Raw genomic sequence first — 14,483 nt, 5'->3', positions numbered from 1 at the left:
CCACTCGCTGGACGCGCCCCGCCGCCACGCGTGCGGCACGGCAGGATGGGGACCCGTGACCGTCATCCACGTCCCCGGTTCCAAGTCCGTCACCGCGCGCGCCCTCTTCCTGGCCGCCGCCGCGAACGGCACCAGCACGCTCGTACGTCCACTGAGCTCCGACGACACCGAAGGCTTCGCCGAAGGGCTCACCGGTCTCGGCTACGAGGTGGTGCGGGAGGCGGACCGCTGGCGGATCATTGGCCGCCCGTCCGGGCCCGCCGCCACCGAGGCCGACATCTACTGCCGCGACGGCGCGACCACGGCCCGCTTCCTGCCGACGCTCGCCGCGGCCGGGGCGCGCGGCACCTACCGCTTCGACGCCTCCGCGCAGATGCGCCGCCGCCCCCTCGCCCCGCTCACCGAGGCGCTGCGGACCCTCGGCGTCGACCTCCACCACGAGGCGGCCGAGGGCCACCACCCGCTGCGGATCACCGCCGCGGGCATCAAGGGCGGCGAACTGACCCTGGACGCCGGGCAGTCCAGCCAGTACCTCACCGCGCTGCTGATGCTCGGACCGCTGACGGCCGAGGGGCTCCGGATCACCGTCACGGAACTGGTGTCGGCGCCCTACATCGAGATCACCCTCGCGATGATGCGGAGCTTCGGCGTCGAGGTCACCCGCGGCGGCCCCGGCGGCAACGTCTTCACGGTGCCGCCCGGCGGCTACCGGGCCACCACGTACGCCGTCGAGCCGGACGCCTCCACCGCGAGTTACTTCTTCGCCGCGGCGGCCCTCACCGGCCGGGAGGTCACCGTCCCCGGACTCGGCCGGGACGCCCTCCAGGGCGATCTGGCGTTCGTCGACGTACTGCGCAGGATGGGCGCCGAGGTGCGCACGACCGCCGGATCCACCACGGTCCGCTCCACCGGGACGCTCCGCGGCCTCACCGTCAACATGCGCGACATCTCCGACACCATGCCGACGCTGGCGGCGATCGCCCCCCACGCCTCGGGGCCGGTGCGCATCGAGGACGTCGGCAACACGCGCGTGAAGGAGTGCGACCGGCTGGAGGCGTGCGCCGGGAACCTGCGGCGGATGGGCATCACGGTCGCGACGGGCCCGGACTGGATCGAGATCCGGCCGGGCACCCCGCGGGCCGCGGAGATCGCCACCCACGGCGATCACCGCGTCGTCATGTCGTTCGCCGTCGCCGGCCTGCGGACCCCCGGCCTCACCTACGACGACCCCGGCTGCGTACGCAAGACCTTCCCCCGGTTCCACGAGGCCTTCGCCGGGTTCGCCGGGCTCCTGGCCCGGCAGGAGCCCGGTCCGGGAAATCCCGTGCCGGTGCCCGCGACGGAGGGATAGTCTCCGCGGCATGATGTCCGCCCCCGATGTGCTCTCCGTGCTCTCCCTGCTGCGCGAGGCCGGTACGGACGTGGTGATCGCCGGTGGCTGGGGGATCGACGCGCTTCTCGGCGAGGAGACCCGCCCCCACCAGGACCTCGACCTGCTGCACCGCCGGGAACAGGAACCCGCCCTCGTCGCCGCCCTGGGGGCGGCCGGCTACGCGCGCACGGTCGACTGGCGGCCCGTACGGTTCGTCCTCAGTCACCCGTCCGGCTCCGAAATCGACCTGCACCCCCTGGAGTTCGCCCCCGACGGGTCGGCGACCCAGTCGTCGTTCGACCCGCAGGAGCCGTTTCGCTACCCGGCGGAGTGCTTCGTCACCGGCACCATCGGCGGGACGCCGGTGCGCTGCCTCTCGGTGGCGCAACAGGTCGAGTTCCACCGGGACTACGACCCCCGCCCCGCCGATCTGCGGGACATGGCCCGGCTCCGCGGGAAGTTCGGCGTGGCCACGCATTTCTGAGGGGCGATCCGGCCCGCCGGTGTCCCCGACCCGCGTCATGCAGCACAATCGAGCGTCGGCCGGGAGCGCGACCGGCAACCGGAATCCAGCGAACAGGGGACAGGCATGCACGGGGCGAGGAATCTGCGGGGACGGCGGCACCGGGTGGCCGCCGTCGGGATCGCGGCCGCGATGGTCCTGGGCGCGTCCGCCTGCGGCAGCGACGACGACGGCAAGGGCGGCTCCACCGGAGCGGACAAGGGCGCCGAGGCCCCGGCCGAGCCCTCCGGAACGCGGCCGCTCGACGAGGCCCGGCTGAAGGCCGCCTCCTTCACCGACGGCGAGAGCGTCGGGACGTACACCGCGTCCGAGTACGCGCTCGGCAGCCCCCTCAGCGACGCCTACACCGCGGACCCGGCCGGATGCCAGCCGCTCGTCAGCCTCGCCGCCGAGGTCAGCGACCCCGACCCCACCGCCCAGGTGCAGCGCAAGGCCGACGTCCCGGAGGAGATGCTCGGCGTCACCGTCGATGTCACCCTGCGCGCCTACGCCAAGGGCGGGGCGGCCACCGTCATGAAGGCACTCGGCAAGGCCGGCCGGGACTGCGCCGGGGGCTTCACCGAGCAGCGGGCCGTCGCCCGCGCGAAGTACCTGAAGGCCGAGCCCGCCAAGGCCCCCGCCTTCGCCTCCGAGGCCGACGAGTCGAAGGCGTACCGCTTCACCATCCTCGACGTGAAGGGGAAGGAGAAGCTGTACGAGTACCTCACCGTCGTCCGCTCCGGCTCCACCACCCTCGCCTTCCGCGCGGAGATCACCTCCACCAAGGACATCGGCGGCGTCCCGCCCGAGATCATGGCAGCCCAGTGGGCGAAGTTCCGTGCGGCCAAGGGCTGAGGGGCCGAGATGAGCGAGCAGCCACGACCCGGCGCGGGGGACACCCTGTCCACGCACACAGCGGATGCGGCAACAATGGGGGCCATGAGCGACAGCCCTGCCCCCCTAGCAGACCCGCACCTCGTCTTCGACGCCGTGGAAGGCCGCCGGGATCTCGTCATCCTCGGCTCCACCGGGTCCATCGGCACCCAGGCCATCGACCTGGTGCTGCGTAATCCCGACCGTTTCCGTGTCACCGCGCTCTCCGCGGCGGGCGGCAGGATCGCCCTCCTCGCCGAACAGGCACGCCGACTGCGGGTGCGCACGGTGGCGGTCGCCGCTCCCGAAGCGGTGCCCGCCCTGCGCGAGGCGCTGCGGCACGAGTACGGACCCGGGGAACAGCTCCCCGAGATCCTCGCCGGGCCGAACGCGGCCACGGAGCTCGCCGCCGCCGACTGCCACACCGTGCTCAACGGGATCACCGGTTCGATCGGCCTCGCGCCCACGCTGGCCGCGCTCAAGGCGGGCCGCACCCTGGCACTCGCCAACAAGGAGTCGCTGATCGTCGGCGGTCCGCTGGTCAAGGCGCTGGCCGCGCCGGGTCAGATCATCCCGGTCGACTCCGAGCACGCCGCCCTCTTCCAGGCGCTGGCGGCCGGCAAGCGCAGCGATGTGCGCAAGCTCGTCGTCACCGCGTCCGGCGGCCCGTTCCGCGGACGCACCAGGAGCGAGCTCGCGGACGTCACGAGGGAACAGGCACTCGCGCACCCGACCTGGGCCATGGGCCCGGTCATCACGATCAACTCGGCGACCCTGGTCAACAAGGGTCTTGAGGTCATCGAGGCGCACCTCCTCTACGACATCCCCTTCGACCGCATCGAGGTCGTGGTCCACCCCCAGTCCTACGTCCACTCCATGGTGGAGTTCACCGACGGCTCGACGCTCGCCCAGGCCACCCCGCCCGACATGAGCGGACCGATCGCCATCGGCCTCGGCTGGCCGCAGCGCGTCCCCGACGCCGCCCCCGCGTTCGACTGGTCGAAGGCCTCGGCCTGGGAGTTCTTCCCGCTGGACACCGAGGCGTTCCCGTCCGTCGGACTCGCCCGGCACGTGGGCACGCTGGGCGGTACCGCGCCGGCGGTGTTCAACGCGGCCAACGAGGAGTGCGTGGACGCCTTCCTGGCCGGACGGCTGGCGTTCAACGGCATCATGGACACCGTCACGGCGGTGGTGGCCGAACACGGGACGCCGCCGACGGGAACTTCACTGACCGTCGCGGACGTCCTTGAAGCGGAGGCCTGGGCGCGGACCCGGGCCCGTGAACTCTCGGCCAAGGCCGCAGCGGAGGCGCGCGCATGAGTATGACGTCGGTCCTGTTGACCGTTCTGGGCATCGCTGTCTTCGCCATCGGCCTGCTGTTCTCCATCGCCTGGCACGAGCTGGGACACCTCTCGACGGCGAAGCTCTTCGGCATCCGCGTCCCCCAGTACATGGTCGGCTTCGGCCCGACGGTCTGGTCGCGCAAGAAGGGCGACACGGAGTACGGGATCAAGGCCATCCCGGCCGGCGGCTACATCCGCATGATCGGGATGTTCCCGCCCGGCCCGGACGGGCGGCTGGAGGCGCGCTCCACCTCGCCGTGGCGCGGCATGATCGAGGACGCCAGATCGGCCGCCTTCGAGGAGCTGGAGCCGGGCGACGAGAAGCGGCTCTTCTACACGCGCAAGCCGTGGAAGCGCGTGATCGTCATGTTCGCCGGACCGTTCATGAACCTGATCCTGGCCGTCGCGATCTTCCTCGGCGTGGCCATGACCTTCGGGTTCCAGACCCAGACGACCGAGGTCGCCGGCGTCCAGAAGTGCGTGATCTCCCAGAGCGAGAAGCGGGAGACCTGCGAGAAGTCCGACCCGGTCTCGCCCGCCCAGGCGGCCGGACTCCGGGAGGGCGACAAGATCGTCGCCTTCAACGGCCAGAAGATCGACGAGTGGTCCACGCTCTCCGACCGGATCCGCGACACGATCGGCCCCGCCACCATCACGGTCCAGCGCGACGGCCAGGAACAGACCCTGCACGCCGTGCTCAAGAAGAACGCGGTGGCGAAGAAGGACTCCAAGGGCGAGGTGATCCCCGGCAAGTTCGTCTCCGCCGGCTACCTCGGATTCGCGGCGCAGACGAAGATCATCCCGCTCTCCTTCGGTGACTCGGTCGTCCGCATGGGCGACATGATCGAGAACGGCGTCGACTCGATCATCGCCCTGCCGTCCAAGATCCCCGACCTCTGGAACGCGGCCTTCTCGGACGGCGAGCGTGCGGCCGACTCCCCGGTGGGCGTCGTCGGTGCGGCCAGGATCGGCGGCGAGGTGATGACGCTGGACGTTCCGGCGCAGAACCAGATCGCGATGATGCTGTTCCTGCTGGCCGGCTTCAACCTCTCGCTGTTCCTCTTCAACATGCTGCCGCTGCTGCCGCTGGACGGCGGGCACATCGCGGGAGCGCTGTGGGAGGCCGGCCGCCGGAACGCGGCGCGCCTCTTCAAGCGCCCCGACCCCGGCCCCTTCGACGTCGCCAAGCTGATGCCCGTCGCCTATGTGGTGGCCGGAGTGTTCATCTGCTTCACCCTGCTCGTGCTGGTGGCCGACGTCGTGAATCCGGTCAAGATCACCTGACCGGTGAGACGGAGACACCCGCTGTGACCCGAGCGACCGCGGATGCGCACGACGCGTCCGGTGGCCCACATTTTGTGCGGACGCCGGACGTCGTGTGCCTCACGTTGTCCTCGGTGCCGTAACCTCGAAGGTCGGAGCCCGCCGATCTCGGGACGTTGATCCACACCTTGGGGATGCTCAGCGCATGACTGCGATTTCTCTCGGAATGCCTACCGTTCCGACCCAGCTCGCCGTACGGCGGGTCAGCCGCAAGATCCAGGTCGGGTCGGTGGCGGTCGGCGGGGACGCGCCGGTCTCGGTGCAGTCGATGACGACGACGCGTACGTCGGACATCGGTGCGACTCTGCAGCAGATCGCGGAGCTGACGGCGTCGGGGTGCCAGATCGTGCGGGTGGCGTGCCCGACGCAGGACGACGCGGACGCGCTCGCGACGATTGCGCGGAAGTCGCAGATCCCGGTGATCGCGGATATCCACTTCCAGCCGAAGTACGTGTTCGCGGCGATCGACGCGGGCTGTGCGGCGGTGCGGGTGAACCCGGGCAACATCAAGCAGTTCGACGACAAGGTGAAGGAGATCGCGCGGGCCGCCAATGACGCCGGGACCCCGATCCGGATCGGTGTGAACGCCGGTTCGCTGGACGCGCGACTGCTGAAGAAGTACGGCAAGGCGACGCCCGAGGCGCTGGTGGAGTCGGCGCTGTGGGAGGCGTCGCTCTTCGAGGAGCACGGCTTCCGGGACATCAAGATCTCGGTCAAGCACAACGACCCGGTCGTGATGGTGAACGCCTACCGGCAGCTCGCCGCGCAGAGCGACTACCCGCTCCACCTCGGTGTGACCGAGGCCGGACCGGCGTTCCAGGGGACCATCAAGTCGGCCGTCGCCTTCGGCGCCCTGCTCAGCGAGGGCATCGGCGACACGATCCGCGTCTCGCTGTCCGCGCCGCCGGCCGAGGAGGTCAAGGTCGGGCTCCAGATCCTGGAGTCGCTGAACCTCAAGCAGCGCCGCCTGGAGATCGTGTCCTGCCCCTCGTGCGGCCGCGCCCAGGTGGACGTCTACAAGCTCGCGGACCAGGTCAGCGCCGGCCTGGAGGGCATGGAGGTGCCGCTGCGCGTCGCCGTGATGGGCTGTGTCGTCAACGGCCCCGGCGAGGCCCGCGAGGCCGACCTCGGCGTCGCGTCCGGCAACGGCAAGGGCCAGATCTTCGTCAAGGGCGAGATCATCAAGACCGTGCCCGAGTCGAAGATCGTCGAGACCCTCATCGAGGAAGCCCTGAAGATCGCCGAGCAGATGGAGAAGGACGGCATCGCCTCCGGCGAGCCCGAGGTCTCCATCAGCTAGGAAGTGACGCGGAAGCCCCGCCCACGACACCCGTGACAGCGCCCCGCCGGAGCAGCCAGCTCCGCGGGGCGCTGTCCGTGAGCGAGCTCACCGCGTTCCGCGGAGGCTGTTCACGGCCACGAGCGGCGCCCAACGGCCTCTTTCGGTACAGTGCGGAAATCAGCAGACCGCATGGTGAGGCCCCCTCGTGTTGACGCAGACCACCACCCGGGTCCTCGAACCCAGCGACCTCGGCGCCGCACTCGCGGTGCTGGAGAGCGAACCCGTAGCCAACGCCTTCGTGACCTCCCGGGTCCAGATCGCGGGCCTCGACCCATGGCGTCTCGGCGGCGAGATGTGGGGCTGGTACGCCGACGGGCGGCTGCGCTCCCTCTGCTACTCGGGCGCCAACCTCGTCCCCATCTGCGCCACCCCCGAAGCCGTCAGGGCCTTCGCCGACCGGGCCCGCAGGGCCGGCCGGCGCTGCTCCTCGATCGTCGGCCCCGCCGAGCGGACCGCACAGCTGTGGCGGCTCCTCGAACCGGGCTGGGGCCCCGCCCGCGAGGTCCGGGCCAACCAGCCGCTCATGGTCGCCGAGAGCCCCGCCGCGGACGTGGCACCCGATCCGCAGGTCCGCCGCGTCCGCAAGGACGAGATGGACATCCTGATGCCGGCCTGCGTGGCCATGTTCACCGAGGAGGTCGGCATCTCCCCGCTCGCGGGCGACGGGGGACTCCTCTACCAGGCCCGCGTCGCCGAACTCATCGCCGCCGGCCGCTCCTTCGCCCGGATCCAGGACGGCAAGGTCGTCTTCAAGGCCGAGATCGGCGCCACCACCTCCCAGGCCTGCCAGATCCAGGGAGTCTGGGTCGCCCCGGAATTCCGCGGCCGCGGCTACTCCGAGACCGGCATGGCGGCCGTCCTGCGCCACGCGCTGACCGAGGTCGCACCGATCGTCAGCCTCTACGTCAACGACTACAACACCCCCGCGCGCAGGTCCTACAGCCGGATCGGCTTCCGCGAGGTCGGCGCGTTCATGAGCGTGCTGTTCTGACCCGGCCGCCCGCGCCGCCCCCGTCCCGCGCCGACCCGTACCCCGCACCCCGCCACGGACAGTAGGGTCTGTCCATGGCAGCAGCTTCCGGGGGCGCCCCCCACAGTTCCAGCGTCCGGATCGGACCGATCGATCTCGCCGCACGCGTGGACGAGGCGCTCGCCGTGCAGGCCGTCGCCTTCGGCCTCGGCCCCGACGAGATCGAAGTGCGCCGCCACATCGTCCTCAGACACCTCGACCACCCCCACGCCCGCGCGCTGGGCGCCCTGACCCCGGCCGACCGGCTCGTCGGCTTCGTCTACGGCATGCCGAACGAACGCGGTCACTGGTGGTCCACCGTCGTCGAGCCCTATCTGCGGGCCACCGAAGCCACCCGCTGGCTCGACGACTCCTTCGTGATCACCGAACTGCACGTCCACCCGGAGTTCCAGAACCGCGGGATCGGCCGCGCCCTGATCACCACCGTCACCGACGCCGTCGACCAGCCGCGCTCCATCCTCTCCGCGATCGACACGGAGAGCCCGGCACGCGGCCTGTACCGCTCACTCGGCTATCAGGACCTGGCCCGGCAGGTGCTCTTCCCCAGCGCTCCCAAGCCGTACGCGGTCATGGGAGCACCGCTTCCGCTGCTCCGCCGGGCGCGTGACTGACCCAATCGATTTCCGCCCGCCCGTGCCGCCCGGCTAACCTCCTGCACATCACCCTTCCGAGCAGGAGTTCACCATGGCCCAGGTCCAGCGCATGTCCCGATTGATGATCAAGACACTGCGCGACGACCCGGCGGACGCCGAGACGCTCAACCACAAGCTGCTCGTCCGGGCCGGATACGTACGTCGCACCGCCGCCGGGATCTGGTCCTGGCTGCCCCTCGGCAAGAAGGTCCTGGACAACGTCAGCCGCGTCGTCCGCGAGGAGATGGACGCCATCGGCGGCCAGGAGGTCCTGCTCCCCGCGCTGCTTCCCAAGGAGGCGTACGAGGCGAGCGGCCGGTACGAGGAGTACGGCGACCTGCTGTTCCGGCTCAAGGACCGCAAGGGCGCCGACTACCTCCTGGGCCCCACCCACGAGGAGATCTTCACCCAGGTCGTCAAGGACATGTGCTCGTCCTACAAGGACCTGCCCGTGATCCTCTACCAGATCCAGACCAAGTACCGCGACGAGGCCCGCCCCCGCGCCGGAGTGCTGCGCGGCCGCGAGTTCCAGATGAAGGACTCGTACTCCTTCGACACCACCGACGAGGGTCTCGCGGAGGCGTACCAGCTGCACCGCGCCGCCTACATCCGGATCTTCGAGCGGCTCGGCCTCGACCACCGCATCGTCTCCGCCGTCTCCGGCGCGATGGGCGGCTCGGCGTCCGAGGAGTTCCTCGCCCCCGCCCCGGCCGGCGAGGACACGTTCGTCGACTGTCCCGGCTGCGACTACGCGGCGAACACCGAGGCCGTGACCTACAAGTCCAGCCCCGGCGACGCCTCGGGCACCGGCCCCGTCGAGGAGCTGGACACCCCCGACACCCCGACCATCGAGACCCTCGCCGCCCACCTCGGTGTCCCGGCCTCCGCCACCCTGAAGAACCTCCTGGTCAAGGTCGACGGCGAGATCGTCGCCGTGGGCGTGCCCGGCGACCGCGAGGTCGACCTCGGCAAGCTGGGGGAGCACCTCGCCCCCGCCGTCGTCGAGCTCGTCACCGCCGAGGACTTCGTGGGCCGCCCCGACCTGGTACGCGGCTACGTCGGCCCGCAGGGACTGGAGAAGGTCCGCTACATCGCCGACCCGCGCATCGCGTCGGGCACCGCCTGGATCACGGGCGCCAACAAGGAGGGCACGCACGCGAAGAACGTCGTCGCGGGCCGTGACTTCGAGGTCGACGACTACCTCGACGTCGTCGTCGTCGAGGCGGGCGACCCCTGCCCCAACTGCGGCACCGGCCTCCAGGTGGACCGTGCCATCGAGATCGGCCACATCTTCCAGCTCGGCCGCAAGTACGCCGACATCTTCTCCCTCGACGTCCTCGGCCAGCAGGGCAAGCCCGTCCGCGTCACGATGGGCTCGTACGGCATCGGCGTCTCCCGCGCGGTGGCCGCCCTCGCCGAGCAGACCGCCGACGACAAGGGCCTGTGCTGGCCTCGCGAGATCGCCCCGGCCGATGTGCACGTGGTCGCCGCGGGCAAGGCGCTCCAGACCGAGCTGGCCCTCGACGTCTCCGAGAAGCTGGGCGCGGCCGGGCTGCGCGTCCTGGTCGACGACCGCGCGGGCGTCTCGCCCGGCGTCAAGTTCACCGACTCCGAGCTCATCGGCGTCCCGCAGATCCTGGTCGCGGGCCGCCGCTCCGCCGAGGGCGTCCTGGAGCTGAAGGACCGCCGCACCGGCGAGCGCGAGGAGCTCACCGTCGAAGAGGCGATCGCCCGCCTCACCCAGCAGGGCTGACCGCTCCGTCACACGGGAGGGCGCCGCACGGACATCCGTGCGGCGCCCTCCCGCGTCCGCGTGTCCGGGAGCTACAGCCAGCCCGCGAACTCCAGCGTCACTTCGCCCTCCTGGCCGCGGCCGGCGGCCAGCGCCCGGGTACCGGACTCCACCGCGCGGAACAGCGTCCAGCCGTGCAGCCGCTCACGGTCCACCTCCAGCGCGTCCGCGAGCCTCTTGATCCTGCGCCGGGCCGTCATCGCGCCGCCCGACGAGGCGATCAGATCCTCGACCCGGTCCCGCACCAGCCGCGCCAGGTCGTAGGCCCGCTCGCCGACCAGCGGCTCCGGCCCGACCGTCAGCCAGGGCGAGCGCTCACCCGAGAGCACCTTGCTCTGCCGGAAGTTGCCGTGCAGCAGCAGAGTCTCGGGGGAGTGGGCGACCAGTTCCTCGCGCGCTGCCAGGGCCGCGGAGACCAGGGGTTCGAGGTCCGGATCGGCTTCGGCTGCGGCCCGCATGGGCCCGGTCCGACGCGCGGTCCGTTCGGCGACCGTCTCGAAGGCGTGTCCGGCGGGCGGCTCGACCCACAGCCGCCGTACCGTGCCCGCCGCCTCCAGCAGGGCCTTCGCCTCCGGCAGCGAACGCAGCGACACCTCGGGGTGCAGCCGCTCCAGCAGCAGGGCGCCGGCGGCGGGGTGCCCGGGGAGCATGTCCTCACCCGGCGCGATCAGCTGGACCGCGCCCCAGCCGTTCCAGTGCGCCAGCGCCGCCCGTTCGAGCTCGGGCGCCGCCCCGGACGGAGAGATCTTCAGCGCCGCGGGGGCGCCGTCGCCGCCTCGCACCAGGAGGACCAGGCTGCTGCGCCCGCCCGGGGCCGCGACCCGGTCCACGGACAGTTCCTGTCCGGCCCCGGCCAGCGCTTGCCCGGTCAGTGTCGGCAGCCCCGCGAGCCATTCCCCGGCGGCCGTATCCCCGTACGACTCGCCGAGCGCTCGCACCAGACGCTGCGGCGGTTCAAAACCCATACGTGCCGTGTTCCCTTTCAGAGTCTGCTTCAGTGCGTCGTGCCGGTCCGGCCCTTCGCGTCGGAACCGATCCTCGCGCCGGCGCCGTCCTCGCGGGAGCCGTCGGCGGCCCGCTCGGCGAGCCCGGGAAAGGGTACGCCGCTGCCCCGCCAGCGCACCGCGCGCACCGCGGCCTCCCGCAGCGCGTCCGCGGCCTCCCGCCGCAGCGGGCCCTCCGCGGCCCGTACGAGGTCGGAGTAGACGTCCGCGACCCGGTCCTCCAGCACGGCGGCGAGCCGTACCGCCGCGGCCGGTCCCGGCACCGCGAACGGCAGAGCGTACGCGGGGTCCGACGCCACCGGCTCACCGCCCAGCCCGCGCACCGTCCGCACCAGCGCGTCGCGGCGGGCCCGGTGGGCGTGGTGCGCGGCGGTGGCCTCGGCCCGGCGGCCTGCGGCGACCCGGCCGCCCGCCACCCCGTACCCGTACACCGCGGCGTGTTCGGCGGCCAGCGCCGCCTGTGCGGCCTTCAGGGCCCCGTCGCGCACGTCCTCGTCGCTCACGCCTTCGTCTCCTTGGCCAGTTCGGTCAGCAGGTAGGAGTGCGCCGAGGCGGCCGCCGCGACCGAGGCGAGCAGCCTGGCCAGTTCCGGGGGCGCGTCCAGCAGGGCCGCCGTGTGCGAGGCCGCGGCACGGCGCTCGGCGGCCGCCAGTGCCTTGACGGCCTGCCGGGGGCCGTCGGCGGGCCGCGTCCGGACGAATTCGAGCGAGGCCGCCCCGGTCGGGGCGAGGGCCTTGGCATGGGCGCGGACGGCGTCGCGCAGCGGGGTGAGCCCGGCCGCGGTCGCCGGGTGGGTGGCGAGCACGTTCTCGTACTGCCCGAGCAGGGACGCCGTCACGCCGACGGCCTTCTTCCGCAGTGACGTCTCCGACCGCACCGCCGACGAGCGGTCGGACGCGGTGCGGGCGTCGGCGTGCCCGGAGCCCTTCAGGCCGCTGACCTCGTCGTCGCCGTCGCTTCCGCAGCCGGCCAGTACCGCCCCCATGGCGATCGCTCCCGTCGCGGTGAGCGCGCCCCTGCGCGTCGTCCCCGTGCGCCGCACGTGTTCTCCTTCGGGCCTGGACCTGTCTTGACCGGATGTGTCCGGAAGTGATCACCGCAGGCGAGCGTACCCGCGCTCGCGGGGCCGGCGGACGGCAACACCCCTCCGGACCGGATACCCTTTGACCAGACACGCGACGATCCCCACAACAGCACACGCGGCCGAGGAGTCACCCGGATGAGCACCACCCAGAGCGAGAGGCTGCGCGGGCTGGTAGAACCGCTCGTCAGCGCCGAGCAGCTGGATCTGGAAGAGATCGAAGTGTCCCGGGCCGGCCGCCGCCGGGTGCTGCGGATCATCGTGGACTCCGAAGAGGGCGTGGAGCTCGACACCTGCGCGGAACTGAGCCGGGCGATCTCCGCTCAGCTCGACGAGACCGATGTGATGGGCGAGGACGAGTACGTCCTGGAGGTCAGCTCTCCCGGCGCCGACCGCCCGCTGACGGAACACCGCCACTACGTACGTGCCACGGGCCGGCTGGCCAGGCTCCAGCTGCGCGAGGGCGGCGAGCTGGTGGCCCGCATCCTCGGGGTCGACGACGAGGGCCTCGATCTCGAGGTGCCGGGCGTCAAGGGCCGCAAGCCCACGTCCCGCCGGATCGCCTTCGACGAGATCGCCAAGGCGCGCGTGGAGCTGGAATTCAACCGCAAGGACAAGAAGGAAGAGGAGGCGTAGCCGTGGACATCGATGTGAAGCTTCTGAAGGGCTTGGCGCAGGACAAGGAGATTCCGTTCGACGTACTCGTCGAGGCGATCGAGTCGGCCCTCCTCATCGCGTACCACCGCACGGACGGCAGCCACCGCCGGGCACGCGTGGAGCTGGACGAGCGCGGCCATGTGACGGTGTGGGCCAAGGAGGACCCGGCCGATCTGGAGGAGGGCCAGGAGCCCAAGGAGTTCGACGACACCCCGTCGGGCTTCGGCCGGATCGCCGCGACCACCGCCAAGCAGGTCATCCTCCAGCGGCTGCGCGACGCCGAGGACGACCGGACGTTCGGCGAGTACGCGGGCCACGAGGGCGATGTCGTCACCGGCGTCGTCCAGCAGGGCAAGGACCCGAAGAACGTCCTGGTCGACATCGGCAAGCTGGAGGCCATCCTGCCGGTGCAGGAGCAGGTTCCCGGCGAGGAGTACACCCACGGCCTGCGGCTGCGCACCTACGTCGTACGGGTGGCCAAGGGCGTCCGTGGTCCGTCGGTGACGCTGTCGCGGACCCACCCCAACCTGGTGAAGAAGCTCTTCGCGCTGGAGGTCCCGGAGATCGCCGACGGTTCCGTCGAGATCTGCGCGATCGCCCGCGAGGCCGGTCACCGCACCAAGATCGCGGTCCGCTCCACCCGCTCCGGTCTCAACGCCAAGGGCGCCTGCATCGGCCCGATGGGCGGCCGTGTGCGCAATGTCATGGCCGAGCTGCTCGGCGAGAAGATCGACATCGTGGACTGGTCGGACGACCCGGCCGAGATGGTCGCCAACGCGCTGTCGCCCGCCCGGGTCAGCGAGGTCGAGGTCGTGGACCTCGGCGCGCGCTCCGCCCGGGTCACCGTGCCGGACTACCAGCTGTCGCTGGCGATCGGCAAGGAGGGGCAGAACGCCCGTCTCGCCGCCCGTCTGACCGGCTGGCGCATCGACATCCGCCCGGACACCGAGACCGACGCCGAGCGCGACGTGGCCGACCGCGAGCGGGCCGAGCGGGCCCGGGAGCGTGCGGAGCGGAGCTGATCCGGAGACGGTCCGGGCGCGGGTTCGACAGCGCGCCGCGGCCCGTCCCGGACCGGGTCACAAGGAATAGATCTCGTCGGCACGCCGCTGAGATCACGACAACATCCGTTCGATCGTTGCCCCAAACAGGTGAGGTCGATACGGGGAGGTAGACTTAAACGTGTCTGGCCGGACGCACGCCCGCGCTTGCCCTGAGCGAACCTGTGTGGGATGCCGGGAGCGAGCGGCCAAGAGCGAGCTGCTGCGCATCGTGGCGGATGGGGACGCATGCGTCCCCGACCCTCGCGGTACGCTGCCCGGCCGGGGTGCGTACGTACACCCCGCATCTGTCTGTCTCGACCTGGCGGTTCGCCGCCGGGCATTCCCCCGGGCCTTCAAGGCCAAGGGGCCGTTCGATCCCGCAGCGGTACAGCGGTTCGTCGAACGGGTGACACCGTAGGAACAGGAAATTGAACGGCACGGGTCCCCGTGCGGTCAGGTACCTCGCGAGTTGGAAGTAGGTCGAGATTG

Annotated in this window: 15 protein-coding genes; 12 read left to right on the top strand and 3 right to left on the bottom strand. The window is 71.5% G+C overall.

Translation table 11 applies throughout. From position 1 onward, the window contains the following. Positions 1 to 55: 55 nt before the first annotated feature. The 9 genes from aroA to ACIO3R_RS29380 all read left to right on the top strand — a co-directional run bounded on the left by aroA (position 56) and on the right by ACIO3R_RS29380 (position 10,170). Complete coding sequence (aroA, locus tag ACIO3R_RS29420) at positions 56 to 1,351, top strand: 3-phosphoshikimate 1-carboxyvinyltransferase (RefSeq protein ID WP_402110038.1); 1,296 nt, start codon at positions 56 to 58, stop codon at positions 1,349 to 1,351. A gap of 10 nt (positions 1,352 to 1,361) precedes the next feature. Further along, positions 1,362 to 1,856 carry a nucleotidyltransferase domain-containing protein gene (locus ACIO3R_RS29415; RefSeq protein WP_385037398.1) on the top strand — a complete coding sequence of 165 codons (495 nt, stop codon included), beginning with the start codon at positions 1,362 to 1,364 and terminating at the stop codon, positions 1,854 to 1,856. A gap of 105 nt (positions 1,857 to 1,961) precedes the next feature. Beyond that, positions 1,962 to 2,729, top strand: a complete 768-nt coding sequence (locus ACIO3R_RS29410; protein WP_385037395.1) for a hypothetical protein — start codon at positions 1,962 to 1,964, stop codon at positions 2,727 to 2,729. A gap of 84 nt (positions 2,730 to 2,813) precedes the next feature. Further along, a complete protein-coding gene (gene dxr / locus ACIO3R_RS29405; RefSeq protein ID WP_385353394.1) occupies positions 2,814 to 4,067 on the top strand; it encodes a 1-deoxy-D-xylulose-5-phosphate reductoisomerase in 1,254 nt (417 codons plus the stop codon). Further along, a complete protein-coding gene (locus ACIO3R_RS29400; protein ID WP_402110036.1) occupies positions 4,064 to 5,374 on the top strand; it encodes a M50 family metallopeptidase in 1,311 nt (436 codons plus the stop codon). The genes dxr and ACIO3R_RS29400 overlap by 4 nt, the downstream gene beginning before the upstream one ends. Positions 5,375 to 5,558: 184 nt before the next feature. Further along, positions 5,559 to 6,713, top strand: coding sequence for a flavodoxin-dependent (E)-4-hydroxy-3-methylbut-2-enyl-diphosphate synthase (gene ispG / locus ACIO3R_RS29395; RefSeq protein ID WP_363070228.1), 1,155 nt, complete (start codon positions 5,559 to 5,561; stop codon positions 6,711 to 6,713). 190 nt (positions 6,714 to 6,903) lie between these two features. Then, on the top strand, positions 6,904 to 7,746 hold the full coding sequence (locus ACIO3R_RS29390) for a GNAT family N-acetyltransferase (RefSeq protein WP_385037421.1): 843 nt from the start codon (positions 6,904 to 6,906) through the stop codon (positions 7,744 to 7,746). Between the two features lie 74 nt (positions 7,747 to 7,820). Further along, positions 7,821 to 8,396: a GNAT family N-acetyltransferase gene (locus tag ACIO3R_RS29385; RefSeq protein WP_385037386.1), complete on the top strand. Its 576-nt coding sequence runs from the start codon at positions 7,821 to 7,823 to the stop codon at positions 8,394 to 8,396. 73 nt (positions 8,397 to 8,469) lie between these two features. Next, positions 8,470 to 10,170 carry a proline--tRNA ligase gene (locus ACIO3R_RS29380; protein ID WP_385037383.1) on the top strand — a complete coding sequence of 567 codons (1,701 nt, stop codon included), beginning with the start codon at positions 8,470 to 8,472 and terminating at the stop codon, positions 10,168 to 10,170. A gap of 71 nt (positions 10,171 to 10,241) precedes the next feature. On the opposite strand, the gene ACIO3R_RS29375 is transcribed toward ACIO3R_RS29380, so the two are convergent. From ACIO3R_RS29375 to ACIO3R_RS29365, 3 genes are read right to left on the bottom strand one after another with little or no spacing between them, the layout of a single operon-like run. After that, a complete protein-coding gene (locus ACIO3R_RS29375) occupies positions 10,242 to 11,174 on the bottom strand; it encodes an aminoglycoside phosphotransferase family protein (RefSeq protein ID WP_385040691.1) in 933 nt (310 codons plus the stop codon). Between the two features lie 29 nt (positions 11,175 to 11,203). Next, the gene (locus ACIO3R_RS29370) at positions 11,204 to 11,716 is read right to left on the bottom strand and encodes a ferritin-like domain-containing protein (RefSeq protein WP_385040694.1); all 513 of its coding nucleotides are present in this window, start codon (positions 11,714 to 11,716) and stop codon (positions 11,204 to 11,206) included. Continuing rightward, positions 11,713 to 12,255: a hypothetical protein gene (locus tag ACIO3R_RS29365; protein ID WP_402110033.1), complete on the bottom strand. Its 543-nt coding sequence runs from the start codon at positions 12,253 to 12,255 to the stop codon at positions 11,713 to 11,715. The genes ACIO3R_RS29370 and ACIO3R_RS29365 overlap by 4 nt, the downstream gene beginning before the upstream one ends. Before the next feature lie 177 nt (positions 12,256 to 12,432). Between ACIO3R_RS29365 and rimP the strand changes: the two genes are divergently transcribed. The 3 genes from rimP to ACIO3R_RS29350 all read left to right on the top strand — a co-directional run bounded on the left by rimP (position 12,433) and on the right by ACIO3R_RS29350 (position 14,412). Continuing rightward, positions 12,433 to 12,930 (top strand): ribosome maturation factor RimP, encoded by a 498-nt coding sequence (gene rimP / locus ACIO3R_RS29360; protein ID WP_385040700.1) that lies wholly within the window; start codon positions 12,433 to 12,435, stop codon positions 12,928 to 12,930. 2 nt (positions 12,931 to 12,932) lie between these two features. After that, on the top strand, positions 12,933 to 13,973 hold the full coding sequence (gene nusA / locus ACIO3R_RS29355) for a transcription termination factor NusA (protein WP_123462619.1): 1,041 nt from the start codon (positions 12,933 to 12,935) through the stop codon (positions 13,971 to 13,973). A gap of 160 nt (positions 13,974 to 14,133) precedes the next feature. Then, complete coding sequence (locus ACIO3R_RS29350) at positions 14,134 to 14,412, top strand: YlxR family protein (protein WP_072489326.1); 279 nt, start codon at positions 14,134 to 14,136, stop codon at positions 14,410 to 14,412. The last annotated feature ends 71 nt before the right edge of the window (positions 14,413 to 14,483 follow it).

This window comes from Streptomyces sp. NPDC087428, from assembly GCF_044744085.1.
Lineage (GTDB): Bacteria > Actinomycetota > Actinomycetes > Streptomycetales > Streptomycetaceae > Streptomyces.
The sequence above is the reverse complement of the archived record's forward strand: the minus strand, read 5'-3'. Positions and strand labels throughout refer to the sequence as shown.